The sequence below is a fragment of the Neobacillus piezotolerans genome (assembly GCF_003362805.1).
Lineage (GTDB): Bacteria > Bacillota > Bacilli > Bacillales > Cytobacillaceae > Bacillus_D > Bacillus_D piezotolerans.
In genome coordinates this window covers 186,330-212,839 of record NZ_QNQT01000005.1, presented here as the reverse complement: position 1 = coordinate 212,839, position 26,510 = coordinate 186,330, and the positions used below count along the sequence as shown (strand labels likewise).

General features: G+C 45.0%; 31 protein-coding genes and 1 pseudogene. 13 read left to right on the top strand and 19 right to left on the bottom strand.

Going from position 1 to position 26,510, the window contains the following annotated elements; translation table 11 throughout:
* Nucleotides 1-148 precede the first annotated feature (148 nt).
* From DRW41_RS13490 to DRW41_RS13460, 7 genes are all read right to left on the bottom strand, one after another.
* Complete coding sequence (locus tag DRW41_RS13490) at nucleotides 149-661, bottom strand: mismatch-specific DNA-glycosylase (RefSeq protein WP_115452528.1); 513 nt, start codon at nucleotides 659-661, stop codon at nucleotides 149-151.
* A 168-nt stretch (nucleotides 662-829) separates the two neighbouring features.
* Nucleotides 830-1,099 carry a hypothetical protein gene (locus DRW41_RS13485; protein WP_115452527.1) on the bottom strand — a complete coding sequence of 90 codons (270 nt, stop codon included), beginning with the start codon at nucleotides 1,097-1,099 and terminating at the stop codon, nucleotides 830-832.
* Nucleotides 1,100-1,261: 162 nt separating this feature from the next.
* A complete protein-coding gene (locus tag DRW41_RS13480; protein WP_115452526.1) occupies nucleotides 1,262-1,690 on the bottom strand; it encodes a cell wall hydrolase in 429 nt (142 codons plus the stop codon).
* Nucleotides 1,691-1,850: 160 nt separating this feature from the next.
* A complete protein-coding gene (locus DRW41_RS13475) occupies nucleotides 1,851-2,036 on the bottom strand; it encodes a hypothetical protein (RefSeq protein ID WP_115452525.1) in 186 nt (61 codons plus the stop codon).
* Nucleotides 2,037-2,202: 166 nt separating this feature from the next.
* Nucleotides 2,203-2,961 carry an ATP-binding cassette domain-containing protein gene (locus DRW41_RS13470; protein WP_115452524.1) on the bottom strand — a complete coding sequence of 253 codons (759 nt, stop codon included), beginning with the start codon at nucleotides 2,959-2,961 and terminating at the stop codon, nucleotides 2,203-2,205.
* Nucleotides 2,962-2,976: 15 nt separating this feature from the next.
* Nucleotides 2,977-3,720 (bottom strand): aliphatic sulfonate ABC transporter permease SsuC, encoded by a 744-nt coding sequence (gene ssuC / locus DRW41_RS13465; protein WP_115452589.1) that lies wholly within the window; start codon nucleotides 3,718-3,720, stop codon nucleotides 2,977-2,979.
* A 36-nt stretch (nucleotides 3,721-3,756) separates the two neighbouring features.
* Nucleotides 3,757-4,740, bottom strand: coding sequence for a sulfonate ABC transporter substrate-binding protein (locus DRW41_RS13460; protein WP_115452588.1), 984 nt, complete (start codon nucleotides 4,738-4,740; stop codon nucleotides 3,757-3,759).
* A 174-nt stretch (nucleotides 4,741-4,914) separates the two neighbouring features.
* Between DRW41_RS13460 and DRW41_RS13455 the strand changes: the two genes are divergently transcribed.
* The 3 genes from DRW41_RS13455 (at nucleotide 4,915) to DRW41_RS13445 (ending at nucleotide 7,126) form a co-directional block, all read left to right on the top strand.
* Nucleotides 4,915-5,187, top strand: a complete 273-nt coding sequence (locus DRW41_RS13455; protein ID WP_115452523.1) for a YqhV family protein — start codon at nucleotides 4,915-4,917, stop codon at nucleotides 5,185-5,187.
* 166 nt (nucleotides 5,188-5,353) lie between these two features.
* Nucleotides 5,354-5,854, top strand: a complete 501-nt coding sequence (locus tag DRW41_RS13450) for a DUF3231 family protein (RefSeq protein ID WP_115452522.1) — start codon at nucleotides 5,354-5,356, stop codon at nucleotides 5,852-5,854.
* A 51-nt stretch (nucleotides 5,855-5,905) separates the two neighbouring features.
* Entirely contained in the window at nucleotides 5,906-7,126 is a 1,221-nt protein-coding gene (locus DRW41_RS13445) for an MFS transporter (protein WP_115452587.1), read from the top strand.
* Between the two features lie 9 nt (nucleotides 7,127-7,135).
* Here the strand turns inward: DRW41_RS13445 and DRW41_RS13440 are convergent, their stop codons facing one another.
* Together DRW41_RS13440 and pssA are read right to left on the bottom strand one after the other, a co-directional pair.
* Complete coding sequence (locus tag DRW41_RS13440; RefSeq protein ID WP_115452521.1) at nucleotides 7,136-7,747, bottom strand: YitT family protein; 612 nt, start codon at nucleotides 7,745-7,747, stop codon at nucleotides 7,136-7,138.
* Nucleotides 7,748-7,902: 155 nt separating this feature from the next.
* Nucleotides 7,903-8,394, bottom strand: coding sequence for a CDP-diacylglycerol--serine O-phosphatidyltransferase (gene pssA, locus DRW41_RS13435; protein WP_115452520.1), 492 nt, complete (start codon nucleotides 8,392-8,394; stop codon nucleotides 7,903-7,905).
* A 204-nt stretch (nucleotides 8,395-8,598) separates the two neighbouring features.
* On the opposite strand from pssA, the gene DRW41_RS13430 reads away from it, so the two are divergent.
* The 3 genes from DRW41_RS13430 to DRW41_RS13420 all read left to right on the top strand — a co-directional run bounded on the left by DRW41_RS13430 (nucleotide 8,599) and on the right by DRW41_RS13420 (nucleotide 10,824).
* Nucleotides 8,599-9,126: a D-glycero-alpha-D-manno-heptose-1,7-bisphosphate 7-phosphatase gene (locus tag DRW41_RS13430; RefSeq protein ID WP_115452519.1), complete on the top strand. Its 528-nt coding sequence runs from the start codon at nucleotides 8,599-8,601 to the stop codon at nucleotides 9,124-9,126.
* 42 nt (nucleotides 9,127-9,168) lie between these two features.
* Nucleotides 9,169-9,426 carry a sigma-G-dependent sporulation-specific acid-soluble spore protein CsgA gene (locus DRW41_RS13425; RefSeq protein WP_245959432.1) on the top strand — a complete coding sequence of 86 codons (258 nt, stop codon included), beginning with the start codon at nucleotides 9,169-9,171 and terminating at the stop codon, nucleotides 9,424-9,426.
* Between the two features lie 132 nt (nucleotides 9,427-9,558).
* Nucleotides 9,559-10,824, top strand: coding sequence for an erythromycin esterase family protein (locus tag DRW41_RS13420; protein WP_115452518.1), 1,266 nt, complete (start codon nucleotides 9,559-9,561; stop codon nucleotides 10,822-10,824).
* 50 nt (nucleotides 10,825-10,874) lie between these two features.
* Here DRW41_RS13420 and DRW41_RS13415 read toward each other — a convergent pair whose 3' ends face one another.
* The 4 genes from DRW41_RS13415 to DRW41_RS13400 form a co-directional block, all read right to left on the bottom strand.
* Complete coding sequence (locus DRW41_RS13415; RefSeq protein ID WP_115452517.1) at nucleotides 10,875-11,474, bottom strand: hypothetical protein; 600 nt, start codon at nucleotides 11,472-11,474, stop codon at nucleotides 10,875-10,877.
* A gap of 324 nt (nucleotides 11,475-11,798) precedes the next feature.
* Nucleotides 11,799-12,452 (bottom strand): potassium channel family protein, encoded by a 654-nt coding sequence (locus DRW41_RS13410; protein WP_115452516.1) that lies wholly within the window; start codon nucleotides 12,450-12,452, stop codon nucleotides 11,799-11,801.
* A gap of 24 nt (nucleotides 12,453-12,476) precedes the next feature.
* Nucleotides 12,477-13,814 (bottom strand): TrkH family potassium uptake protein, encoded by a 1,338-nt coding sequence (locus DRW41_RS13405; protein WP_115452515.1) that lies wholly within the window; start codon nucleotides 13,812-13,814, stop codon nucleotides 12,477-12,479.
* A 247-nt stretch (nucleotides 13,815-14,061) separates the two neighbouring features.
* Nucleotides 14,062-14,208, bottom strand: coding sequence for a lmo0937 family membrane protein (locus DRW41_RS13400; protein WP_115452514.1), 147 nt, complete (start codon nucleotides 14,206-14,208; stop codon nucleotides 14,062-14,064).
* 234 nt (nucleotides 14,209-14,442) lie between these two features.
* Here DRW41_RS13400 and DRW41_RS13395 point away from each other — a divergent pair, with 234 nt between their 5' ends.
* On the top strand, nucleotides 14,443-15,738 hold the full coding sequence (locus tag DRW41_RS13395; protein ID WP_115452513.1) for an MFS transporter: 1,296 nt from the start codon (nucleotides 14,443-14,445) through the stop codon (nucleotides 15,736-15,738).
* Nucleotides 15,739-15,827: 89 nt separating this feature from the next.
* Here DRW41_RS13395 and DRW41_RS13390 read toward each other — a convergent pair whose 3' ends face one another.
* The 4 genes and pseudogenes from DRW41_RS13390 to DRW41_RS13375 all read right to left on the bottom strand — a co-directional run bounded on the left by DRW41_RS13390 (nucleotide 15,828) and on the right by DRW41_RS13375 (nucleotide 21,613).
* Nucleotides 15,828-16,610 (bottom strand): LysM peptidoglycan-binding and 3D domain-containing protein, encoded by a 783-nt coding sequence (locus tag DRW41_RS13390; protein WP_115452512.1) that lies wholly within the window; start codon nucleotides 16,608-16,610, stop codon nucleotides 15,828-15,830.
* 224 nt (nucleotides 16,611-16,834) lie between these two features.
* Nucleotides 16,835-18,709 (bottom strand): formate dehydrogenase subunit alpha, encoded by a 1,875-nt coding sequence (fdhF, locus tag DRW41_RS23710; RefSeq protein ID WP_342771994.1) that lies wholly within the window; start codon nucleotides 18,707-18,709, stop codon nucleotides 16,835-16,837.
* A 21-nt stretch (nucleotides 18,710-18,730) separates the two neighbouring features.
* Nucleotides 18,731-18,892: pseudogene (locus DRW41_RS23705) on the bottom strand (hypothetical protein); the annotation flags it as partial.
* Nucleotides 18,893-19,078: 186 nt separating this feature from the next.
* Nucleotides 19,079-21,613: a PAS domain S-box protein gene (locus DRW41_RS13375; protein WP_115452585.1), complete on the bottom strand. Its 2,535-nt coding sequence runs from the start codon at nucleotides 21,611-21,613 to the stop codon at nucleotides 19,079-19,081.
* Between the two features lie 288 nt (nucleotides 21,614-21,901).
* On the opposite strand from DRW41_RS13375, the gene yhfH reads away from it, so the two are divergent.
* The 3 genes from yhfH to DRW41_RS13360 all read left to right on the top strand — a co-directional run bounded on the left by yhfH (nucleotide 21,902) and on the right by DRW41_RS13360 (nucleotide 22,655).
* Nucleotides 21,902-22,036 (top strand): protein YhfH, encoded by a 135-nt coding sequence (gene yhfH, locus DRW41_RS13370; protein WP_115452509.1) that lies wholly within the window; start codon nucleotides 21,902-21,904, stop codon nucleotides 22,034-22,036.
* A 119-nt stretch (nucleotides 22,037-22,155) separates the two neighbouring features.
* Complete coding sequence (locus tag DRW41_RS13365; RefSeq protein ID WP_115452508.1) at nucleotides 22,156-22,425, top strand: protein YuzH; 270 nt, start codon at nucleotides 22,156-22,158, stop codon at nucleotides 22,423-22,425.
* 44 nt (nucleotides 22,426-22,469) lie between these two features.
* Nucleotides 22,470-22,655: a hypothetical protein gene (locus DRW41_RS13360; protein WP_115452507.1), complete on the top strand. Its 186-nt coding sequence runs from the start codon at nucleotides 22,470-22,472 to the stop codon at nucleotides 22,653-22,655.
* A 24-nt stretch (nucleotides 22,656-22,679) separates the two neighbouring features.
* On the opposite strand, the gene DRW41_RS13355 is transcribed toward DRW41_RS13360, so the two are convergent.
* Entirely contained in the window at nucleotides 22,680-22,865 is a 186-nt protein-coding gene (locus DRW41_RS13355) for a cold-inducible protein YdjO-related protein (RefSeq protein WP_115452506.1), read from the bottom strand.
* 186 nt (nucleotides 22,866-23,051) lie between these two features.
* Between DRW41_RS13355 and DRW41_RS13350 the strand changes: the two genes are divergently transcribed.
* Nucleotides 23,052-23,750, top strand: a complete 699-nt coding sequence (locus DRW41_RS13350; RefSeq protein ID WP_115452505.1) for a Crp/Fnr family transcriptional regulator — start codon at nucleotides 23,052-23,054, stop codon at nucleotides 23,748-23,750.
* A gap of 99 nt (nucleotides 23,751-23,849) precedes the next feature.
* A complete protein-coding gene (locus DRW41_RS13345; protein WP_115452504.1) occupies nucleotides 23,850-24,452 on the top strand; it encodes an SCO family protein in 603 nt (200 codons plus the stop codon).
* A 57-nt stretch (nucleotides 24,453-24,509) separates the two neighbouring features.
* Here DRW41_RS13345 and DRW41_RS23640 read toward each other — a convergent pair whose 3' ends face one another.
* A complete protein-coding gene (locus DRW41_RS23640) occupies nucleotides 24,510-24,644 on the bottom strand; it encodes a hypothetical protein (protein ID WP_281272308.1) in 135 nt (44 codons plus the stop codon).
* A gap of 232 nt (nucleotides 24,645-24,876) precedes the next feature.
* Between DRW41_RS23640 and DRW41_RS13340 the strand changes: the two genes are divergently transcribed.
* Nucleotides 24,877-26,493, top strand: a complete 1,617-nt coding sequence (locus tag DRW41_RS13340; RefSeq protein WP_115452503.1) for an ABC-F family ATP-binding cassette domain-containing protein — start codon at nucleotides 24,877-24,879, stop codon at nucleotides 26,491-26,493.
* Nucleotides 26,494-26,510: the final 17 nt, after the last annotated feature.

Sequence of the window (26,510 nt, the reverse complement as noted above, 5' to 3'; positions counted from 1 at the left end):
AATGAAATATTTAGCGGTGCCGGCAAGCAGATTGAAATTTTGGCGCGTCCCATGTTACAATGGCGTTGCCTCTTCCGAAAAACGCTTGTTGCGGGACACTTAACCAGTTCGGACGGTAGAGGCAGGCGCTTCCTTTGGAGGCGCCTTTTCATTTTTCTTTTAGGCCGGAAACAATATCGGGCAGTTCATGATAAATTTTCACAATTTCCTCGAGTTTCATCCTGACAAGCCCGCTCGAAGACGGAGCTACAAAATCAGCTGTCCCAGGAACCATTGATTCGGACTGGATTCCCCATGGAATGTCCTTTTTCTGGCTGAACTGCTGATACACTCCTTTACCAACATAACAGGCGACAAGCGGCTTATATGCCTTGATTTTTTCTCTTAACACTACTCTTCCCAGCCGGTATTCTTCCTTTGTGATTTCATCCGCCGCCCGAGTAGGCCGTTCGACAATATTTGTCAGTCCAAGGCCAATTTCGGGAAGCAGCCAGTCCTCCTCGGGTTTATATAGCTTTGGAGTGATTGATGCCTTGTAAAGGATTTTCCAAAACCTGTTGTTTGGATTCGCGAAATGATGGCCTGTTTCCCCCGAAAGCAAGCTGGGATTGAAACCGATAAACAGGATATCGAGATTTTCCTTGAGATGGTCAAGCACCATGAAGCAAACACCTGCCTTTATACATAGGGACAAAACAGCCTGATTTTATTTCTTTTATATTTTAATTCAATCGGCCATAAAATCCTATTCCCGAGGGTTGTTGAGGAAGGCCCTATTTAAAATGTATCAGCCTACAACGGCAAAAAGCCGCTTTTGCGGCTTTTCCAATTACTGATTCGATTTGTTGCCTTGCTTCCCCATCGTGGTCGGAAAAAGTTCATTAGAAAATTCTGCCATGGCTGTGTTGCCTTCCAGCGGCCCCATAAACCGTTCCGCTGCTTGCTGGATTTTGGGAAGGACGTTGCGGTATCGGGACTTTCTAAGCCCCATCGCAGTTGCGCTGACTCCCAGCCCAATAAGGGAAGCCCAAAACATTCTCTTGCTCTGCTTTCCGTTTGTCAGCCCTCGCAAAAAGGAAGCAACCATTTGGATATTCATGTGCAGGACTCCTTCCGTAAAATTGGATCCAAAAAGGATACCGTTCTTAGTATCCGGTATTGGAGATGGCGAATACTGATTCAATTCATCCAGTATTGGAATATTTGGCATGGCACGGCTTGTGAAAAGAAAAAAAGAGCCTAATTCGGCCCAACTAAATACTTAAAATGTATTATAAATATTCGGGCACTCCTCTCCGGTTGGCTCATAAAAGCAATGAGATTTGAATCTTCCTACAAACGGCTGGTTGTACCAAGAGGAAGGACAATCTCCCGATGGCCTGAAATACCAAAGGCTGAACTTTGCGGGCCAAACCCTTTCCCCATTCACCGCTCTCCTGGCAAGCCTTCTTTCCGTATCCCTTGCCCGCTGATAAAAATAGCCGTGCTGAGTCGCTTCGAATGCATGTTCCTGAAAAACCATTTGGCGAATAGTCCGTAGGTTTTTAAAATCTGAACAATCCCCTCTTACCCGGTTCACCCCGACATTTCCAACCATGAGCATTCCCTGTATCCCTTCGCTTTCCGCCTCCGCCCTGAGAAGGCGCGCCAGAAGATCGATATCCGCATCGGTAGCCTTGATCACCGCCACTTTCCCACCTCCGAATCCCTTTTCATATCCTATTCTGGAATAAACAGTTGTTGACGGGTTTCCAGAGCATTGCAGAAAGTTTCGCGTGGGACTTAACCTATACACCAATGCAGACCCAATAGGGAGGAGAGAAGCTGCCAAACCAGTCCAATAATGTTTTTTAACGCTGCCGGCTCTTCTGTTTTTCCATAACTTCATAAGATTTTTCAATGATGTCCATTAACACATCGCCTTTATAGATTCTTCCGACTTTTGTATTTTCCTGGTAGTATTCGACAATCTCATCCAATTTTTCGTAAACTTCTTTTGTAATCCGTACGTTTAGCTGAATGCGTTGTTCCTCCATAAAAAAACCGCCTCCCGACTTTAAGCTATCATCTGCTAGCAATCAGCTATTAAACTGATGCTGTGTGCTATATACCTTTAATTATAACGTTCAACGACGGAAAGTAAATATCCGCAGCTTTTTTGCACAAGCAAAAAAAAATAAAGCGGCTTTTAAACACGCCACCTTATTTCCCCACTAATTTCAATCCATTTTCACCATTTGGCCCTAATATTCGTTCAAGGATATCTTCAACATAATTATGAAAAGCGCGTTGGCTCCGCTGTCTTGGCCGAGGAAGGTCAATTGGCCGATTCATTACAATTTTTCCTTCTTCAATAAGGATGACTCTATCCGCGATTGCAACCGCTTCCTCCACATCATGGGTCACAAGGATTGCGGTAAAGCCTTTTTCGGTCCATAACCGTTCAATCAAGTCCTGCATTTCCACCCTCGTCAAGGCATCAAGCGCTCCAAGCGGCTCATCCAGGAGGAGGATTTCCGGTTCATGCACAAGAGCACGGGCAAGCGCCACCCGTTGTTTCTGCCCCCCTGAAAGTTTTGAAGGCCAATCTCCGCCCCTGTCCTCAAGCCCGACATTTCGAAGAGCCTGGATTGCTTTTTCCCCCCAATGGCCATTTAGCCCAATCCCGATATTTTTTAGGATGCTTTTCCACGGAAGAAGCCTTCCATCCTGGAACATGATCCTCGCGTGGGTATTTATGCCTTTAAGTTCCTCACCCTTAACGAAAATTTTACCATCGTTTTTTTCCTCAAGCCCGGCAATGAGCCGCAATAATGTGCTCTTCCCACATCCACTCTTGCCCACAATGGAAATAAATTCGCCGGGAGAAGCCAAAAAATCGATCCCATCGAGGACAATCCGGTCCCCGTAATGTTTTTTTACACCTTTCAGCAACAAATAAGGAGCTTTGCCCTGCTTCACGTGATTCCCTCCCTGTTAAGAATTCCATTTAAGCCATTTTCCTTCCATAGCCCTTGCAATAACATCCGAAAGTTTGCCAAATAGAGCGTAGAGAAGGATGCTTAATACAATAACATCCATTTGGAAAAATTCCCGCGCATTCATCGCCATGTACCCGATTCCGGATTGTGCTGAAATCGTCTCCGCAACAATGAGGGTAAGCCACATTACTCCGAGGGAAAAGCGGACGCCAACTAGAATCGACGAAAGGGCTCCTGGAAAAATAATTGTAAAAAACAGCCTTGCGCCCTTTAACCCGTAAGCCCTGCCCATTTCAACAAGCCCTTTATCAACGGACTTTATTCCATGGAACGTATTGATGTAAACAGGGAAAAGCACCCCGAGCGCGACAAGAAATACTTTTGATGTCTCGTCGATGCCGAACCAAAGGATGACAAGCGGAATGAGCGCCAGATGGGGGATTGTCCTCAGCATTTGGACCGAGGTATCAAAAAGCAATTCCGAAAATCTAAATACGCCATTGAATAAACCGAGCAAAAAGCCGATTGTCCCGCCGATGAAGAAGCCAGCCAGTGCCCTCCCAAGGCTTACCCATATGTTTTTGGCCAGTTCTCCCGATTCAAGCAATTCAAATGCCGCTTTCACTACATCTACTGGCGCAGGAAGGATTTTGCCAGGAATCAATCCAGCCGATGAAAGGATTTGCCAAAAAACCACTAAAAGCACCGGGAAAACCCAGGGGATGACCTGCGGCAGCATCCGCGCTAAAACCTTCAAACAAATCACCTCCCCAAGCTATTTTTTCATCGCATCCCTAACGTCTATTTTCTTGGGGATTATCCCAAGGGTATAGAATGTGTCCGCGATTTCCTGCTGCTCCTGGATTATTTGGCCATCAATCTCATCCACCCCATAAACCCTCCTCTTCACAGCTACTTCCAGCGATTGTTCATCTATCTTTAAAATCGGCGCCAGCATTCCCACTAATTCTTCATGGTGTGAATTCGCCCATTCCAATGAATGCTGTACTTCATCAAGGATCAGTTTGATAATCTGAGGATGTTCCATTGAAAATGTTGTGCTTGCCAGAAAAAAGTCCCTGTCAGTCGTCAGCCCTTCTCCGTTTACAAGCATTCTGGCACCCGAACCAATTTCAGCGGCGGACGTAAAGGGATCCCATACAACCCACGCGTCAATTTGTCCTTGTTCAAAGGCCACCCTTCCGTCTCCGGGAGCCAAAAATGCCGGCACAATATCCCCATAGGCCAGCCCGGCTTTTTCCAAGCCTTTGATTATCAAGTAATGCGAGCTCGAACCTTTTGCGAAACCAACCGTTTTTCCTTTTAAATCCTTTACCGATTTAATGGGCGAATCTTTCTTGACCAGTATCGCGCTTCCATTGAACTTTGGTTTCCCAGCCGCGACATAAACAAATGGCGCCCCCGCTGCCTGGGCGAATATTGGTGGCGAATCTCCAGTCCTTCCAAAATCTATCGTACCTGCATTAAGTGCTTCAACAAGCGCCGGCCCTGCCTGGAATTCCTTCCACTCCACGGAAATGCCCTTTTCGCCCAGTGTCTTTTCAAGCGTCCCAAGTGATTTTAAAATAATGAGCGGGCCGTTCTTTTGGTATCCAATCCTGATTGTCTTGATTTCCTTTTCCTTGCTGCCAGCCATCTCCTCTGATTTCTTTGTTTCGGCACAGCCAGAGAGCAAAGTAAACATCGCGATTAACGCCAGGAACCAATAAGTAAACCTTTTTGAGCGATAAAAATTCATAGAGTATCCAACCCTTTCCAAAATTTTGGGCATATGTCTACCTGTTTTAAACTATGAAATATAAGGAGATGCGTTCCTGTCCATTTAATTTTGTTCTCACGGCGGAAGATTGTACTATTCCTTTACGGCAATAGCATATATTGAAAGAGAACTTCGTCGAATTTGGAGGGCTTTATGTTTACAGTTATTGAAAAAACCGTCCTGGCCATGTCGTTTTTGCGGATTGTCTCGGGGGGAATAGAAATATTCGCCGCCCTCCTTATGATTAAGTTCAATGCAGTAGAAAAAGCATTGCTGATCAATAGCTCCCTCGCTCTAATCGGACCGCTAATCCTGCTATCAACAACTACTATTGGCTTGATTGGAATAGTAGAAAAGGTTTCTTTACTCAAAATGGTTTGGGTTTTCGCGGGCGTTGCCTGTATCCTTTATGGGGTAAAACAATAAAGATGAATTTGAAAAGGCGGGCATTTACAATGGCCCGCTTCTTTTTTTGCATCCGCATAGTAATGCCAAATGCAATATGAATGCATCAGTGGAAAATACTTTCATGATAAAATCAAGGGCTTCTTCAAATACTAACCGCAAGCATGCAGAGAATGGAGTGATAGACATGGGCATCATGAGTGGGAACCCGCAGGATGAACCGTTGCACGCGGGGGAGGTTTTTCATCTATGGTCGCATTTATTGGGCACAAAAGCATACCTTGTCGCCTTGCAGGTTTTTTCAAATCATTCAGGCGACCATGACCTTAAAGTGTTTATCGAGGATTTCATGGAGAATTGTATAAAACAGGAAGAACAGCAGGTTGAGGGTGTATTAAAGGAAAATGGCATCCGCCTTCCGCCCGCCCCACCGGACAGGCCGAATGTGGCAACCGAAGACATTCCGGCAGGTGCACGCTTTAACGATCCGGAAGTCGCGGCGCTCATTACGAGGGATATAATTTCCTCCAATGTATTGGACAGTTATATCATGGGCCTGTCCTTAAGGGCTGATATTCGTGAAATGTTTGGCGATTTCCTGACGCAAAAAACAGAATACGCGGATAAACTCGCGGCTATAAACAAGGAAAAAGGCTGGCTTGTAGTTCCACCTTTAAATTTGAAGTAGACTCATTTAAATAAAAGGATGTGAATCCCGGTGGGAAGTAAAAATAACGGCATGACGGTCGCGGCCATTGGATCAATCCCATTAATAATGACACTGGGAAATTCAATGCTCATCCCAATTCTCCCCCAGATGAAGGCAGAACTTAATCTGACGCCGCTCCAGGCAAGCATGACCATTACGGTTTTTTCGATTGCGGCAGCGATTTTTATTCCCGTCCTCGGCTATTTGTCGGATAGGTTTTCACGAAAAGTCGTTATCCTTCCCGCATTGATCCTCTACGGGCTGGGAGGCCTTTTGGCCGGGTTTGCCGCCACAACCTTTTCCGGGGCTTATTGGTGGATCCTTGCTGGCCGAACTATGCAGGGTATTGGGGCAGCCGGCACCGCACCGATTGCGATGGCGCTTACCGGGGATTTGTTTAAAGGCGGGGAACAAAGCAGGGTGCTCGGGATTGTAGAAGCATCAAATGGGCTGGGAAAAGTCCTTTCCCCCATCCTCGGGGCGGCTTTTGGCCTTCTTGCCTGGTTTGCTGTATTCTTCGCATTCCCTGCAATATGTGCAATATCCATTTTGCTTACTTTGTTCTTTATTAAGGAAAAATCCCACCGCCAGGCACCGCCCCCTTTCGGGAAATATATGAGGGGCTTGGCCTCTGTTTTCAAATTTGAAGGGCGATGGCTTCTTACTGCTTATTTGGCGGGGGCTGTTTGTTTATTCACCCTTTTTGGAATCCTCTTTTATCTATCAGATGTCCTTGAAAAGCAATACGGCATTGATGGGGTTATTAAAGGGTTGATTTTGGCGATTCCCTTGCTGGTAATGGGCGGGACATCCTATCTTACCGGAAGCAAGATTGGAAAAAATACTGCGGCAATGAAGCGGCTGATTGTTATTGGCCTTGGGTTGATGACAGTTTCCTATGCCCTTCTTGTTTTCTTCGAAAAACTCGTGCCATTTTTATTGGTCCTTATCCTGAGCAGCATTGGGACCGGCCTTGTCCTCCCGTGCCTGAACAGCCTTATTACAGGCTCTGTCGGAAAGGAGAGGCGTGGATTTGTTACATCCCTGTACGGTTCTGTCCGATTTATTGGCGTTGCCATCGGCCCGCCGATATTCACAAGGCTTATGGAATGGACAAGACCAGGGATGTTCCTGACCATCGCAGCCTTAACCCTGATTGCTGGAATCCTTGCCCTAACCTTGATCCATGTTCCAAACAAGGGTGATGAAAAAGATAAAACAAAATATTCTTTCCGTTACAATTACGTTTAGGCAGATGCGTTATTTTTTTCGGAATGCGTAAGTGTAAGCATCATACAGGCGGATTTTAAAAACCGCATCAACAATCTTCGTTGAAATCCATTGGCTTAGCAGCGCCTGTATGATGATTTCCCACTTTATGATGGATGCCGTCAGGATGAAAATACAGCCATTAATCCAGAAAAGTGGGCGTCCGGGCAGCGTCCCCCTCATGGAAGAGATAATTAAGGCCAATACTCCGACGCCTCCGTTCGATACGCCTTGCCTAAGCAGCAGCCCAACCCCGGCTCCAAGGAACAATGAACCTGTCAGTAAATCCACCCAGACATTGTGATAGGGAATCGTAAAGCCTCTTTGAGATAAATAAATGGACAACGAGGTTACTGTAATGGCGAACATCGTCCAGACTGTACATCTGTTCCCAAGAAATTTGATTGCAAGGACTAACATGGAAAAATTAACAATCCAAAGGGCGAATCCCATATCAATCCTGAAAAAATGGTGCAGCAGGACGGCAAGGCCGCCAGCACCGCCGGAGGGTATGCTATGCGGAAATAAAAAAAGGCCCATACCGAGCCCCTGGATAAGGCCGCCAGCCGTCACTATAGCACTTTTTCTTAAAAATCTACCCATATACCCCATCCCTGCTGTGAACGCGGCTTACCATCAGCAGGGTATGCCCCCACTATGGAAATTCACTTTATGCTCCCATTTTATTCGTTTCTCCACAAAAGTAGTACAAGCAGCAAAGACAGAAAAAAAGCAACCCGATTGGATTGCCGCTTTTCCTAAAATTTTTTAACACGGATAGGGCTGACCATCAGGATGGCCAGGAGGATCGTAATATAGGCATTGCTGTAATCGAACAGAGCCATACCAGCAATCACCATGCCGGCCATTGGAATTGGAATTCCCATAAAATAGCCAACCGTTGGGCTAGCACTGAACCTTGCCAGCCGGAGCGCCCCCATCGCGGCATAAAATGTGAACGCGAAGGAAGCCAGCATGGAAGGTGAAGTGAGTGTATACACAATCAGTGCAGGTGCAACACCAAAACTCACAATATCCGCCAAGGAATCAAGTTCCACTCCTACTTCACTGCTCACATTCAGCCTTCGCGCTATTCTGCCGTCAAACAAATCCATAAGCGCGGCGGCAAAAATAAGGATAGCGGATAGCCAGACAAGGCCATTCATGTTCAGAATAATCGAGAAAATCCCGCAGAGCAAATTCGCAATCGTAAACCAGTTTGGCAAGGACCGGACAACTGGAGATGGCATTGCCACACCCCTTCCTACTTTGATGTGCGTACCTATCCCTCTAATTTCCCTAATTAACAGTCAAATATTCCCCATTTTGTCCCGTTTCCGCAGAATCATTCTAATTTGGCTTATAATTGCCGGTTTAACAGCGAAAAGGAAAAGGAACAATAAAAAGTGAAAATAAGCTATATGCCATTTTAAAATAAGAGGAGCTTTTTACGAATGAAAAAAGCTGTATTTCTTGACAGGGATGGAGTACTGAATGAGGTTTTAACGAGCAGGGTAAAATTTGTAAACCACCCTGGACAGCTATTTTTGTTGGAAGGGGCGGCGGAAGCGGTTGCTGAAATTACAAATGCGGGCTACCCGGTATTTATTGTAACGAATCAGGGTGGGATTGGCCTTGGGTTTATGACAGAGGAAAAACTGCGCAAAGTCCATAAACGGCTAACTTCCATGCTTGAGCAAAAAGGAGGCAAAGTAATCGATATCGCCTATTGCCCGCATAAGCCTACACAGGGGTGCACCTGCCGGAAACCAGAGCCGGGTATGCTTATCGATTTGGCAGAAAAACATGGAATCAACCTTTCGGATTCTGTTATGGTTGGCGACCACGAGAGGGATGTTGAAGCCGGGAAAGCCGCCGGCTGCAAAACCGTCTTTATCGGGGACGGCGAAACAAAAGCGGATGCAAAGGCACCTTCCCTCGCTGAAGCTGTAAAGCCAATCATATCACTGCTCGGTTCATAAGAACAACCTAGTAATTATTACTTTTTAAATGGAGGAATGAGCATGGCACACATGGACCAATCACTTGCTTATTTAAGGGAAATCCTTTCAAACTATACAGAAAACCATAATGAAGGAAAAAAACTTTTCGATAAATTGAAAAACCACTATCGTACCGCGGAAGATTTCGCCGAACATTTGGATGCGGGCGATATCACATTCCTAAACTCCATCCTGCCTGAAGAAATAAAGTATGCCTTAGACGAAAAAGATGAAGAACGCGCGGAACAGCTTAACAATGTATATGAACAATTATTTTAGCCCCATGCGGGAAATCTTTATTTCCCAGGCAAGCGCAAAGACTGACAAAAGGCGCTAAGTCCGCATTCTGATTTTCCACAAGAATTGACAAAATGCAGTCGTCTACAACAACATTTGCGCCGGAAAGGAGGAATGGATTTGGAGAATGGACTAAAGGAGTCGATTCAAAAATGGTCAATTCCCATTAAAGATATATCGGACCTGGATGGATTGGCCATGCGAGCCAGCGAGGCAAAGTATGTCCTTTTAGGAGAGGCTTCACATGGGACCTCCGAGTTCTATACCGTCCGCGCGGAGCTTTCAAAAAAGTTAATTAGCGAACACGGTTTTACCTTCATTGCTGTTGAAGGGGACTGGCCAGCATGCCAGGCCGTAAATGCCTATATCAAAGATAATGAAGACAAAAGGAGCCCCGAGGAAGTCCTTAAGGCTTTTCACCGCTGGCCAACCTGGATGTGGGCGAATAAGGAAATCGCCTCGCTGGTGGGCTGGATGAAAGACTATAACAAAACGGTTCCGGAAGATAAGAAAGCAGGGTTTTATGGGCTGGACGTTTATAGCCTCTGGGAGTCAATGGATGAAATCATCAACTACTTGAGAAAGATAAACTCCTCTGAACTGCAAGCCGCGTTAGATGCCTTTTCCTGTTTCGAGCCGTTTAACAGGAGCAATGAAACATATGCAATTTCGGCGGGATATTTATCGGATGGGTGCAGAAAAGAAGTAATCGAACTGCTGTCTTCGATTAGGAAAAACGCCCATAAGGAAAAAATCGATCGCGAGAATGCGCTGAACCTTGAAATCAATGCCCTTGTGGCGAGGAATGCGGAGCAATACTACAGGCTGATGGTCATGAGTGACGCCGGTTCCTGGAACACCCGGGACATGCACATGGCAGAAACGCTTAATGCGGTCATGGACTTTCATGGCAAAAATGCAAAAGCAGTTGTATGGGAGCATAATACCCACGTGGGAGACGCAAGGGCGACCGATATGAAAAAGGCAGGGATGGTCAATGTCGGCCAAATTGTCAGGGAGGAGCATGGAATGGAAGATGTTTTCATTTGCGGCTTTGGTACGCATCGCGGGACTGTGATCGCGGCAGGCCAATGGGGCGCGCCCCTAAGGGAAATTGATGCACCCCCTGCCCAGGCTTTTAGTTGGGAGGATGAATTGTTCCAGGCTGGTGATGAAGATAAACTACTTATTTTCTCTGACGAAAACAGGAACGAATTTGCGAAGGAAATTGGCCACAGGGCGATTGGCGTCGTCTATGAACCTGATATGGAGCAGTACGGAAACTACGTGCCTTCTTCCATTTCCAGGCGGTATGATGCATTCATATTTTTAAGCCAAACAAAAGCGCTCTCACCATTGGCGATTGACAGCGGAATTTAAAAACGGAAGAGGAACCCCATTTTATAGCCCGGGATTCCTCTTTTCATTTATCAATCCATTATAGGATTATCATAGTTATCCGAGACAGTAAGTTTATTCGCCTTGATTACACCGTCGATTTTCCATTGGCTTTCCGCAAACCTAGAAGTATAAGGAATCGACACCACGACGCCATCCTTAGTTGTGAATTTGTATTGATCGAGCCGGACAGATCCGTTCGAATGGCGGTAAACGACTTTGACCCGCTCCATATCCTCCCAAGCATATTTTTTCAAGCCATATCCCGCCAGTTTATTGAAAAATATGCCCTCTCCAGTCGCATAGTAATAGTTGTCGACCGAGCCAATGTAGACTGGTATGGTAATGATTTGCATCGCCAACAGGGCAATTCCCAATTTCCGGCTTTCCCATTTCCACGCGGCGGCGAGGTATAAAGTGAACAATACCGCGGAAAGAAGCATTCCTATCATGAAGGCGATATACGAGCTTGGCGGGGTTTCAAAGAACCAATATTCCCTCTTGAAGAAGTACATGCTATGTATAGACGCGATTATTACGAAAGGAACAAAAAAGCTGCTAATGTACATGATGATAGTAATGGCAACCATAGTGACTTTACGTTCATCACTTGATCTAGTATTGATAATCAAACCCCTAATCTCCCCTAACTTTTTCTCTTTTTTAAGTAAGTTTTGCGATTATTGAAATTGCTGTACGGACATCCTGCTCGCTGACCCCGTATCTTCCCAAGTTCCTTTACTGTGAATTCTTCTCCATACACGACATCGCCAACTCCGCCATGATGCCGCCTTCCTCATCTCACAGTCAGTTTAGTGACGCTGTCGCTTCTTAAATCAATATAATTTGATATCCCCTTTGAATAAATTATCTGTCTATAATTTATTTTACCTTATGCATCCTGAAAATGGGAATAAAAAGAGCGGATGTACACCGGCATCCGCTCCGCTTCCTGCTTATTGAAGGTTGGCGAAACGCTCCAGGTCGCGGTTTCCGCCAATCACCACAAGCACATCACCTTCTTCAATGGTTTCATCCGGCGATGGGGATATATTGATATTTTTGCCATGCCTAATCGCGATTACACTGAGATTGTACTTTGCGCGCACATCCAGCTCTCTTAACGTCCTGTTTGTCATTGAAGCCGGAACCTTGATTTCTTCAACGCTGTACTCCTTTGACAATTCAATGAAATTGAGGACATTCGGGGACAGCAGCATATGGGCGACCCTTTCGCCCATGTCCCGTTCCGGGAAAATGACCCAGTCTGCTCCAACCTTATCGAGAACCTGCCCATGAGGCTTATTTAGCGCTTTGGCGATAACCTTCTTCACTCCCTCTTCTTTTAAAAGAAGGACAGTAAGAATACTTGCCTGTATGTCATTTCCAATCGCTACAATGACGGTGTCAAAATTCCTGATCCCGATCGACTTCAATGCTTCCGGGTCGGTTGAATCGGCAATGACCGCATGCGTGACAGCCGATTGAGCGTCCTCTACCCGCTCCTCGTTCACATCAACGCCGAGTACTTCCTGGCCTGCCTGTAAAAGATTGCCCGCAAGGCTGGTCCCGAACCTCCCCAAGCCGATTACCGCATATTGTTTAACCATCCTTATGCACTCCTTACAATCTTGCTAGCCTATCATTATTTTCCCTTTAGGGTAATGGAATGGACTCTGTTTCCTCCTTAAAGTGACCGCATAGGCAACTGTTAACGGGCCCACCCTTCCAGCGAGCATCATGAATGTAATCAAAACCTCGCCTGCTGGCGACAACTCCGGCGTAAGCCCCATGGACAGGCCTACCGTGGCAAACGCCGAGGTTGCCTCAAAAAGGATCATTAAAAAGTCCGTACCTTTCTCGGTTATTGTCATCAGCATTGTTACGGTGATAATGAGAGCCAGCCCGCTCATTGTAACCGTCAATGCTTTGTAAATCGTTTCGTAGCCGATCCTCCTACGGTAGAAAACGACATCTTCCTTCCCCCGTATTTGAGACCACACCGCCCCCAGAAGCGTTGTAAACGTTGTCGTCTTTATCCCGCCTCCAGTCGAACCCGGTGAAGCCCCGATAAACATTAGGATAATGATCAAAAACAGGCCCGAATGAGTCATATCGCCAATGCCTACAGTGTTGGCCCCAGCTGTCCTCGCGGTAACCGATTGGAATAACGCGGCGAGAGCTTTTCCGCTTAATGAAAGTGGCCCGAGCGTCTTCCCGTTCGAGAACTCAAGCAGGAATATGAACAGCGTTCCTGCGGCGAGCAGCCATCCCGTGGCGGCCAGGACGATTTTTGTATGCAGTGACAGCTTTTTGGTCCGGGGGTACTCATATAACTCGTTTATGACGATAAATCCGATGCCTCCCGTAATGATCAAAGTACAAATCGTGAAGACAACGATTGGGTCATTAACATAACCAGTCAAACTCCGGAATTCGCCCATCAAATCAAATCCGGCATTATTAAAGTTCGAAACCGAATGGAATATCCCATAATAAACGGCCTTTCCCACTGGCATATCAAACGAAAACCTGATAGAAAGGATTAAAGCTCCTATCGATTCAAAAAAGGCGGTGAAGATTAATATTCTCTTTGAAAGGCGAACAATGCCTTCCATAGAGATGCTGTTTAACGATTGCTGCAGGAGAATCCTTTCCTTTAATGAAATCCTTTTTCCTAAAATGAAAGCAAATAGCGTCGCGAACGTCATGAACCCAAGCCCGCCTACCTGAATCATTAAGAGAATGGCCACCTGCCCAATAGTGGTAAAGGCCGTTCCCGTATCCACCACTACAAGTCCTGTCACACATGTCGCGGAAGTGGCCGTGAACAGGGCTTTTAAAAATGGAAGTCCCTGGTGGTCGGTTGTTGAGGCGGGAAGCGTTAACACCGATGCCCCGATAAGGATAATCAGGGTGAACCCAAGGACGAGGACCTTCGGTGGGTCCAATGAAATCTTTCTGAAACGCATGCTATTCGCCTTCTTTTATAAAAATGTTTTCCTGTCATTTAAATTAAAATGTACCACGCTGCAATCCTTTTTAATCATAAATCCGCCAATGCAAACTGCCAAGGAAAAATTTCTGTGTACCCTCACAAATTTTCCTTTCACATTTATTATTCGGTTCCCAAATACGTTTAATCCCCTTTTTCGGTCCTTCGGTACACGCCGGAAATAAAAAATGCCCGCATCCCGCGGGATGAGGCAATTTTTATTTCTAGCGCGCCGCTTTATTTTTAAAGAGGTTGAATAAAAAGACGATTACAGCCGCTACGAGAAGAATATGGATAAGTCCTCCCGCAATATTAAATACCATTCCGATGATCCAGAAAAGGACCAATAGGCCGATGATTGTCCACAACATAGCAATCTTCCTTTCTGTCTGTTTGGGAATAGTTTACCCAACCAGGAACAGATAAAAACAATTTATACGTGCGCGAACATAGATTTTACAACTTTATGAACTTAGCCCCGTTTTCACAATTCCTTCAAAAACAGAGTGACGAACATCACATTTCTGATGGTAACATCACCTTATGATTAATATTGTCAGTACCAACATAGTGTTAATTGGATTTTACCGAAGGGGGAAATTTTCATGGCAAGAATAACGAATTGGAATCCTGAAAACGAGGATTTTTGGAAAAAGGAAGGAAAGAAACATGCGAGGAGGAATTTGTGGATTTCTGTCCCATCCCTCATGCTCGCTTTTATCGTTTGGCAAATCTGGTCGGTGGTCGCGGTACGGCTGAATGATATCGGCTTTCATTTCACGGAAGAACAATTGTTCACATTGGCGGCAATTCCAGGTCTTGTAGGCGCCACGCTGCGTTTTGTTTATACCTTCGCGGTTGGAAAATTTGGCGGCAAGAATTGGACGGTCATTTCAACCGCAGTTCTTGCAATCCCGGCTATCGGAATCGGATTCGCCGTGCAAAATCCCGATACGCCATTTGGTGTCATGCTTTTATTGGCCGCGCTTTGCGGACTTGGCGGCGGAAACTTCTCATCTTCAACAGCAAACATCTCTTTCTTTTTCCCTAAAAAAGAAAAGGGAACAGCTCTTGGCATTAACGGCGGTCTTGGCAACATGGGGGTTTCGGTCGTCCAGTTTATTACATCGCTTGTAATTGCATCCGGCACTTTCGCCCTGGTCGGCGGCTCACAAACATTGCCGGACGGCTCGCAGGTATACCTGCAAAACGCCGCATTCATCTGGGTCATTCCGATTGCGATCCTAACAATCGCCGCCTATTTCGGAATGGATAACCTTCCAGCTGCGAAACAATCTGTTTCCGAACAGTTTGTAATTGTAAAAAGAAAGCATACGTGGATTATGACAGTTCTCTATATAGCTACATTCGGTTCATTTATCGGCTATTCGGCGGCATTTCCGCTCCTCTTGAGGTCACAGTTCCCTGAGCATGTATCACTCGCTTTTGTTGGCGCGCTCCTTGCCGCTTCAGCAAGGCCGGTCGGAGGTTGGATTGCTGATAAACTTGGCGGCGCGAAAGTCACAGCTTATGTATTAATTGTGCAGGCAATTGGCGCCGGAGGAGTCATTTTCTTCCTCGGCCAAAAACAATTCACTGGATTCCTTGCTAGCTTCCTGGTGCTGTTCGTCGCATCCGGTATCGGATCCGGCTCGACGTTCCAAATGATACCTGGCATTTTCGTTCCAAAGGAAGCCGCTCCAGTACTCGGTTTCACTGCCGCTTTTGCCGCTTACGGCTCGTTCTTTATTCCAAAATTATTCGGATGGTCTGTTAATACTACAGGGACTCCGGTAACAGCGTTTTACTTCTTTATCGCATTTTATGTCATCTCTTTCGGACTGAACTGGTTCTTCTATCAGAGAAAGAGTGCTATCGTTGCATTAAAACAGGCATCCTAGCCAATTGATACGGAATTCCAAAAAGCCGGGCGAGCACTGCCCGGCTTTTGATTTCAAAAATAAAACCGCCATTCCGGCGGTTTCATTTATTATTCAAGTATTTTAACTTTAACGCTCTTGTTTCCCCACTTCAAAGCCTCATCATGCGAAGGGATGAATACGTCGATTCTGTTTCCTTTAATAGCGCCGCCAGTATCCCCAGCCACCGCATATCCGTATCCTTCAACATGGACTTTAGAACCGAGCGGAATAACCGAAGGATCAACCGAAATTACTTTTGCCCCCGGGTTAGTCTTAAGATTGATGCCTGTCGCGGTTATCCCGGAACATCCATTGCATGAGGCTGTATAGGCGGTCGCAGTTACGACAAGCTCTTTTCCGCTAGCCTGTTGGGCTGGAACAGATTCCTTTTTCTCAACCGGAGTGGTGGAAACCGGCTTTGCCGAAACCGGGGCCGCAGTTGTGTTATTTCCAGTGGATTGCTTTTGTGGCTGGGCTGGAACTGCCGATACTGTCCGGCTTTCCTCTATTGACAACTGCATTCCAGGATAGATCAAATCGCTCGTCAAATCGTTCCAATCAATAAGATCCTGAAGGGAAACATTTTGGGCTGAAGCAATCGCCCATAATGTATCGCCTTGTTGGACATCATACACACGCTTTGGAAAAATATTCAGCGTCTCACCGGCATAGATTGTTTCTTCCTCGATGCCGTTCCACACCTTAATGTTTTCAACGCTTGTATTATGTACTTCCGCAAGCCCCCAAAGGGTATCTCCTTTTTTAACAACAATTTCTTCTGCCTGTGTGCTGGCTGCAAACGTACCGGAAATTGCCGCCGCGATCATAAAGCTGCCTAACGTTTTCTTCAATTCCGTGTACCTCCTAGTTCTAATATCAAACTCACAATGTACATGTTAACATGAAAAATCAGAATCCCAAGAACAACCGGATGATATTTTGGTAACAAGAATGACTAAAAGTTTACGGTAAGGTAACTAATAGAAACAATATTCTGATTTTTAAAAGGGCGAAAGTGAGGTTTGGATGTGCCAAAACCAAAAGGGGGAGCAGATGGCTCTGCTCCCCCTTTAACCTATACTGGCTGGATTGCGACAGCGCAGGCTTTGTATTCAGCTGTTCCCGAAATTGGGTCAAATTCGTTCAATGTCAAAACATTCGTTGGTGTTTCATGCCAATGGAAACTCATGAATACAAGGCCTGGAACAACTTGTTCGGTCACCTTGCATTTAACGGTCAGCTCTCCGCGGCGTGATGACACCCGGACCACATCCCCATCCGTTACACCCAGCTTCTGCGCATCCTCAGGATGGATGTCAATTGTCTCTTCCGTCTGTTTTATCTTTACTCCTGATGCATAGTAACGTGTTTGTGTATGGGTATTGTAGGACTCATACCTTCTTCCCGTTGTCAGGGTAAATGGGTATTCGTCATCCGGAAGTTCTAACGGCTCAGTGTATTCGACCGGTACGAACGGCGATTTTCTTTCCGGCTCTGCGCCTGAATGGAAACGGGCATGCATGACGAATGTTCCCGGGTGGCTTTCATCCGGGCATGGATAATGGATTGAATATTCTTTCTCAAGCCGGTCATAAGAGATGCCGCCATACATTTCCCAGGCTAGCTTTCGTACCTCGTTCCAAATTTCTTCACTGGAAGCGTAACTCATTGGGTAGCCCATCATTGTGGATAGTTCGCAAAGGATTTCCCAATCCTCTTTCGTGTCAGGATGGGCATCAATTGCCTTGCGTGTCCGCTGGATTCTTCTGTCGGTGTTTGTAAACGTTCCATCCACCTCTCCCCAGGAACGGGCGGGCAGGACAACATCCGCGTATTCGGCTGTTTCTGTCATGAAAATATCCTGGACGATCAGCAAATCCAATTTGGCCAAAAGTGTCCTCGTATGGTTCATATGGACATCGGCGAGAAGCGGATTCTCTCCTATAATATATAAAGCTTTAATGCCGCCGTCCTCAATTCGGTCGAATGTCCTTGTCTGGGTGTCACCCGCCTGCGGATTTAGCGCGACCTCCCATTCTTTTTCATACCTTTCCCTGTACCCTGCATCGGCAATGCTCTTCGCCCCTGGAAGCTGGTTCGGCAGGCAGCCCATGTCCCCCGCGCCCTGGACATTGTTCTGTCCGCGCAAAGGCATGATGCCGCTTCCTTCCTTGCCGATATTACCTGTCAAAAGGGCAAGATTTGCGATGTCAAATACATTATTCACGCCGCAATGGTGCTCCGTAATCCCGAGTGTATAGGCAATCATCGCCCCGTTCGCGGACGCATATTCCCTCGCGGTAGCGATAATATCCTCGGCCGGAACCCCGGTAATGGATGAGGAATATTCAGGAGTATACATTTCAACCCGCTTTTGCAATGCGTCAAAATCCTCCGTATGCTTCCCGATAAACTCCTGGCTGTAGAGCCCTTCCTTGAGGATGACATGGATAAGTGCATTGATAAGCGCTATGTCGGATCCTACATTGATTTGAAGATGGCGATGGGCGGATTTCACCATATCGATTTTCCGTGGATCAATAACAATCATTTTCAAGCCTGATTTAATCGCCTTTTTAATTCGGTTTGCAATAATCGGATGTGCCTCGCTTGTATTCGAACCCATTAACAAAAGGACTTCGGCTTTATCAAAATCTTCAAGTGTATTTGTAGGGAAACCGCTTCCAAACACAGTTGCCAGACCGGCAACGCTCGGTGCGTGTCAGGTTCGGTTGCAGCCGTCAATATGGTTGCTGCCAATTACCGCCCTCATGAATTTCTGAGTAATATAATTCGATTCATTTGTAGTCCTGGCGCATGCGAACATGGAAATGGCTTCTGGCCCCCACTCCGCCTTGATGGCGCCAAGCTTATTCGCGATAAAGCCCAACGCTTCATCCCAGGTAGCCTTGACCAGCTTACCGCCTTTTCTTACCAGCGGCGAACTCAGGCGGTTTGGTGAATGTACGTATTCATAGGCGAAAGAACCTTTTACGCATGTTTGACCTTTATTGACTGGCGCATCCTTGTCTCCGCGTATCTTAACGATTCTATTATCCTGAACTTCTACCACCAGGCCGCAACCGGTTCCGCAATATCCGCACACGGTTTTTACCAGATTTTGAACTCCCATTCCGTCCCCTCCATTTTTAACATAGAACCTTATATAAACATATTAATTCATTTCCCATACCGCTTGGGCATAAATAGGGCAGATAATTTGTCATATTTATGAAAAATCATCGACAAAATGAAAGCGGTTACAAAATTATGTTATAGGGAAGGAGATGGCCTGGCCAATCTCCTCTATTTGTAAAAATCAGGCTATTTTTGCCGGAAGGACTATATTGAACGTGGTTCCTTTATTCGGTTCGCTTTCTACAAAAACCTTTCCGTTATGGCTTTCGATAATCTTGAAGCTGACCATCAGGCCAAGGCCGTTCCCGTTTTTCTTTGTTGTATAGAATGGTTCGCCAAGCTTTTTGAGCTTCTCCTCAGGGATTCCCACACCGGTATCCTGAATGGCGATTTGCACCTGGTTATCCCGGATGTTCGTCTTTACATGGAGTTCCCCCCCATTCGGCATTGCCTCGATCCCATTCTTCACAAAATTAAGAAAAACCTGTTTCAGCCTATTTTCGTCACATTCAATCTGGATGATTTCATGAGCATTGTCAAAAAAGAGTTTGACGTTCTTTTTGAGCGCTTCGAATTCCAGCAGCGAAAGGACATTGCTGATAACCGGGACTACGTTTTTCTCCTCTAATTCCACCGCCTTCGGTTTCGCGAGGACCATGAAATCTTCAACGATTCCATTGACCCGTTCAATCTCGTCGAGGATGATATTCAAGAATTCAAGCCTCTCAGGATCCCGCTCATCGAGCTGCAGGAATTCCGCGTACCCTCTCATAGAGGTTAGTGGATTTCTGATTTCATGCGCCACCCCGGCAGCAAGCTGGCCGACAGCAGCAAGTTTATCCTGCCTGTGCAGCATTTCCTCTGTCTGTTTCCGTTCGGTGATATCATTACGGATCGCCACATATTGATAAGGCCGCCCCTTCTCATTGAGGAAAGGGATAATCGTCGTGTCCACCCAATAGAAGGATCCGTCTTTGGCCCGGTTTCTGATTTCGCCTTTCCATACATCTCCCTGGCCGATTGTCCGCCAAAGTTCTTTGAAAAATTCTTTTGGATGAAGCCCCGAGTTTAGGATGTTGTGGTCCTGGCCAATCAGTTCCTCTCTCGAATACTTTGAAATTTCACAGAAATTATCATTTACGCTAATGATTTTTCCTTGCGCATCGGTTATTGCGACAATGGAGGACTGATCCAGGGCAAATTTATAATCGCTGATTTCCTTAAGGGAGTCTTTAAGATTTTCCTCGGCGGTCTTCCTGTTCGTGATGTCCGACCGAATTGCTATATATTGATAAGGCTTTCCCTTTTTGTTTAGGAATGGGACGATGGTCGTGTCGACCCAATAGAGTTTCCCATCCTTCGCCCTGTTGCAGATCTCACCCTTCCAAACATTCCCGTTGCCAATTGTCCTCCACAAATCCATGAAAAACTCCTTGGAATGCGTCCCCGAGTTCAATATCCGGTGATCCTGGCCAATCAGTTCTTCCCGGCTGTATTTGGAAATTTCGCAGAATTTATCATTAACACTTGTAATCGCGCCTCTTGAATCGGTGATAGCAACGATGGATGATTGATTCAGCGCAAATGTAATATCACTAATCTCCTTATGCCTATCGAGAAGCTCCTCTTCCGCCTTTTTCCTTGCCGTAATATCCGACCTGATCGAGACATATTGATAAGGTTTCCCTTTTTGGTCAAGGAAAGGAACAATTGTCGTATCAACCCAGTAAAGCGAGCCATCCTTTGATTTGTTGCAAACTTCCCCATGCCATATTTTACCGGATTGGACAGTATCCCAAAGCTCCTTAAAAAATTCCTTGGAATGATAGCCCGAATTCATCAGGCGATGATTCTTCCCGACAATTTCCTCTCTGGTATACTTCGTTATTTCCAGAAACTTGTCATTCACCTCAATTAGATTCCCGTCCCTATCAGTAATGCCGACAATCGATGAGGCGTCAAGCGCAGCCAGAATATCCTTTAGATGGCTATCCGCTGCGGCGAGCTTTTTGCTGATCAGCGTGCTTGAAATAATCAATCCGCCAAAAATAAGGAAAGCAACAAACATTACTAGGTATACGATAAACGAATCATCCGGAAAGAGTGCATTGTTTGACGCTGGGGTATCTCTTATGTTTGACGCCCGCTTCAGGAGGAAATGTCCCTGTACGACAGCAGCGGTAATGATTCCAGCGCTGACCGGCTTGAGCCAGGCAGAACTGCCCATATTGAAATTTTTCGAATAAAAAAGCATCCAGAGCGAAAATAAAAAAGAACAAAAAATCAATAACCCAGAAACGATAAATATAACCGGATCAAAACCAAGGCTGATTTTCATAGAATACATGCCGATAATGTGAATCGAAAAAACCGCCATTGTCAAAAATAGGGCCCCGAATACCAAGCTGGAGAATTTAACCTTGTTGACGGTTAGCGAAACGAACGCCATGCCAGTCAGAGCAACGCCAATGATCATCGAAAGCATGGTAAGCGGAATCTGGTAAGTTGCAAATCTATCCATATCTTCCGAAAGAAGCCCAAGGAAATTCATAACCCAAATCCCGATTCCCATCGAAAATGTTCCGCCAATAAAGAGCAGGCCTTTATTTTTTTTGGATGTTTGGATAAGAGTAAACATATCTAAAGCTGTATAGGAAGCCATCATTGTTAAAGCAATCGCGAAGATGAGCAAAACAGGACTGAACGTCAAAACCATTGTCAAGTACCAACCCCCGTGTTTCTGGCGTTTATAATACAATTGTAATAGAAAGTTCACATTTATGAAAGCAAAAAAAAGGTTTTAGTAAGCCTCCCTATGCATATTACCAAATTCATTTAATTTTTCCCATATTCATAGTGGATTTTCCTAAGCGTTACTTGAATTTCCTTATTACATACTACCTGAATGTTTAAAAAAGATGTCACAAAATTAAAAGTCATGATTAAACTGTATTATAAAAGGGAATAAATTATCATTCTGTCATACAAAAGGAGCGAATTTATCATGCTGGTTAATCCTATTGAATTTTTCCGCAACCTACCACCGAAGGAATGCCCTTCATGCGGGAGTATTATCCAGGAACAGGCCGAATCATATCTTTGTGAATGCGATTCCTGCCTTGCAAAACAAAGTGACTGAATAGTTACAACAAAAGGCCGGCTTCCGCGATATGGGCGGACCGGCCTTTTAATACTGTTTGAAATTTCTTTTTCATGTTTAAATAATACATAAATCCGTATTAAAAGGGAGTACTGTTTATGAGGCTGGTGAGCTGGGCTTATACAAAAAAATACAACATTAAAGCTTTGTTTGATGAATTCCCCTCCTCAACCGTCATTTTCAGGCAAATCAAGGAGTATTATTTTATTTATACCATTAAGTGGCATCATGCCGATCCCCCTGTGAAGAGGGCCGATTTAGAAGAGATGGAGAGGCTATTGAATCTTGAACTGGGCACCTATGAAGGCTACCTGCGGAGGAAAGTGTTTCATCCGCGTGAAAATGTGTCCGGATTAAACAGGGAATAAAAAATTCTCAGGATGTAAATGCTTATCTCCAAGGAGATGAGAGAATGGAGAAAAGTACAAGGTACACCACGCCAGCCATCAAGAGGCCCTCGTTTACCATTGAAACAGGAGATACCTACCCTAATCCCGAAAGCATTCCTGGCGGCTCCGTAGAGGAGCACAAACAGCTTGAAGAGGCGAACACAATTTTGACCGGGGATGAAATCAGGCAACAGAATGAAAACCTTTAAAGAAGAGCTGTTTTCAGCTCTTTTTTATATTTTAGGCAAGTCCCTTACACCCGAGTCCATTGAGCTGCCGCACATAGGGCACAACAGGTCGGCGGAAACAAAATTCTTTCTCATCCAGCCGATGCAGCCATCATCGCTGCAGGAGTAAATTTCCGTGCTGACCAGTTGTTCCTCTTCCTTTTCAAGCGGGTTCCTTTTTCCAAAAAACATGTTATTTCCTCCTCCTATAGTATGTCTTTCCAATGCAATTCCGCCCCTTAGTATGCGCCAAACCTTCATTATTATAGATACAGTACCGGAATCGTTCTTATTATTGTAAAAAAGCTTTGGGTGAAAAGCAGACCCAATAAGATAAAATGAAAAAAGCAACATCCATTTATTAAAGGGGTGTAGAACATGGACGAGTGTGGAAAACCCTCTCTCTCTTACGAATTAAATGAACTTCTGCGTTCGGCGAACAGGACATTCGACTGCCCAAAAGGATCCTATTTATTCCGTGAAGGCCAAGAAGCTGGCGAGGTATATATCATTCTTTCAGGAAAGGTTCAAATCCTGAAAATGAATCCCCAAGGTCAGGAATTGCTTTTACGGCTTTGCAAGGAAAATGACATCGTTGGTGAACTTACCCTCTTTACCGTTGACCCAAAGTATATTTTCAGCGCACGGATTGTTGAAGATGCAAGGATTGCAGCGCTGCATATTGGCAACCTGGAACAGGCAATTTTTAAAAACAGCAAGCTCGCCCTTGAATTTTTAAACTGGATGAATGACCATATGCGGAAAACGATGACTAAATTCAAGGACCTTGTACTTTATGGCAAAAAGGGAGCCCTTTATTCCACGCTAATCAGGCTTTCCAACAGCTACGGGGTGGAAAATAAAGAAGGCATTGCAATTGAAGTTCCTTTAACCACCCAGGATTTAGCCAATTTTTGTGGGACAGCGAGGGAAATCGTTAGCCGGATGCTTTCCGACCTAAAACAGAAGAAAATCATCAGTGTCTGTTCAAAAAGGATTATCATACATGACATCGGATATTTAAAAAAGGAAAATAATTGTGACAACTGCCCAATCGAATATTGCAATGTTGAATAATTTTCAGGTCTTATTTAGAGTTAAAAGGCATGTTCACAAATTATCCATATGAATTTAGGGGAAACTTCTTTATCTTTGGTAAAGGGAGGGAATTTTCTCATGAAAAAAATTATTATTATTTGCGCGATTTCTATAGCATTAGGAATTATAGGAGGCATCAGCTTCTTTAAGGTCAGGGATGCGATGGCAAAAATACCGGATGATGTCGAACTGGTTACACAAGAAAACAAGGCTTACCGTTTCGGTGATGATAAAACAAAAATCAAGCTTATTGAATTCATATACACCCACTGTCCGGATGTATGCCCAACTACAACCCAGAAGATGGCCATCTTGAAAAAAGACCTTGAAGAAAAGGGTGTTTTCGGCGACAAAGTTGAATTCATTACAATTACAATCGATCCATTCAGGGACACGCCTGACGTTTTGAGCAATTATATGGATACCTTTGAAATTAAAAATGATGGGAACTGGATATTCCTTACTGGTGAGAAGGACAATTTACAGAAGAGCCACGAACAAATCAGGAAAGTGGCCGAACCATTCCAATTCCAGTACAAGGACCCAGGCAACGGATTTTTCATCCATACGACATTCACTTATTTAGTGGATGAGAACAACAAATTCATTGAAAAATTCCCAATGGGAAAAGAATTTAATAGGGAAGACGTTTTAACTGCGATTATGGATGAATTGGAATAGTTAAAAAAGAAAAGCGGATACCCCTTTATTCCAGGGTACCCGCTTTTTCCTAATCTTTTAATTAACCGAAGAAGGAGTTTTGTTCAAATGCTGTAGATTAGATAAATAATCAGCTTTCGGTTTTGTGATGCTTGCTTTGATCCCCGATTTCCTTAACTTTTTGACCAGTTCTGTAATTTTTTGCTTAGCCATACGGTTCACCTTCTCTTCTCGGCATTTCCACAAGTCAATTTTACACCAAAAATATGAATAAAGTGTGAAAATCTTAAAAAAATTTAAGAAAAATTTTCCGCAAATAATCTGCACGCTCGATTCCTTATTACCCTCGGAAATAGCCAGAAAAACACCATTGCCAAAATAAAGACATTTGAAACTGTCAGCGCTCATGGTATAATTTTGTAGATTATGTCTATTGGAGGATGCTATGATAACAGTCAGTAATGTAAGCTTACGGTATGGAGACAGAAAATTATTCGAAGATGTTAACATAAAATTCACGCCAGGGAACTGCTATGGGTTGATTGGCGCAAATGGAGCGGGAAAATCGACGTTCTTGAAAATTCTATCTGGTGAAATCGAATCCCAGACGGGCAGTGTGCACCTCGGCCCTGGGGAAAGGATGGCTGTTTTAAAACAGAACCATTTTGAATACGAGGAACATGAAGTGCTGAAGACGGTTATTATGGGCCATACACGCCTTTATGAAGTCATGCAGGAAAAAGACGCTATTTATATGAAAGAAGATTTCAGTGACGAAGACGGCATGCGCGCGGCCGAGCTCGAAGGCGAATTCGCGGAGCTAAACGGCTGGGAAGCTGAATCCGAAGCCGCGATTCTCCTGAAGGGCCTTGGCATTGAAGAATCGCTTCATGATAAAAAGATGGCCGAGCTTTCAGGTTCCGAGAAAGTTAAGGTCCTTCTAGCACAGGCATTGTTCGGAAAGCCTGACGTCCTGCTTCTTGATGAGCCTACGAACCACCTTGACATCAAGGCGATCCAATGGCTCGAGGAATTCCTGATCAACTTTGAAAACACTGTCATCGTCGTTTCCCACGACAGGCACTTCCTAAATAAGGTTTGTACCCATATCGCCGATCTTGATTTCGGTAAAATCCAAATCTATGTCGGCAACTATGATTTTTGGTATGAATCCAGCCAGCTCGCATTAAGGATGGCCCAGGATCAAAACAAGAAGAAAGAAGAAAAAATCAAAGAATTGCAAGCGTTCATCGCGCGCTTTAGCGCGAACGCGTCAAAATCAAAACAGGCGACTTCAAGGAAAAAACTGCTTGATAAAATTTCACTTGACGACATCAGACCTTCTTCCCGTAAATATCCGTATGTCGGCTTTACACCTGAAAGGGAAATCGGGAACGATCTTCTAATGGTTGAAGGCCTGACAAAAACGATTGATGGCGTGAAAGTCCTTGATAATATCAGCTTTACAATGAACAAGGATGACAAAATCGCACTAGTAGGAACGAATGAACTGGCTAAAACAACCCTGTTCAAAATATTAATGGGTGAAATGGAGCCGGATGCAGGCAGCTTTAAATGGGGAATCACGACTTCCCAGGCTTATTTCCCGAAGGATAACTCAGTTTATTTCGAAAACAGCGACCTGAACCTTGTCGATTGGCTACGCCAATTCTCCCCTAAGGATGAAAGCGAAAGCTTCCTTCGCGGTTTCCTCGGAAGGATGCTATTCTCGGGAGAAGAGGTTTTGAAAAAAGCGAGCGTACTTTCCGGAGGCGAAAAGGTCCGCTGCATGCTGTCCAAGATGATGCTCTCCGGCGCGAACGTGTTGATTCTCGATGAACCGACAAACCACCTTGATTTGGAGTCGATTACAGCCTTGAACAATGGATTGGTCAACTTCAAGGGCTCGATGCTTTTTGCATCCCATGACCACCAATTCATCCAGACGATTGCGAACCGTATCTTTGAATTAACGCCATCCGGCCTGGTCGACAAGCAAATGACATATGACGAATACCTGGAAAACAAGGAACTTCAGGAACAAGTCGCGAAAATGTACTAATCTTTTGAAACAGGGGC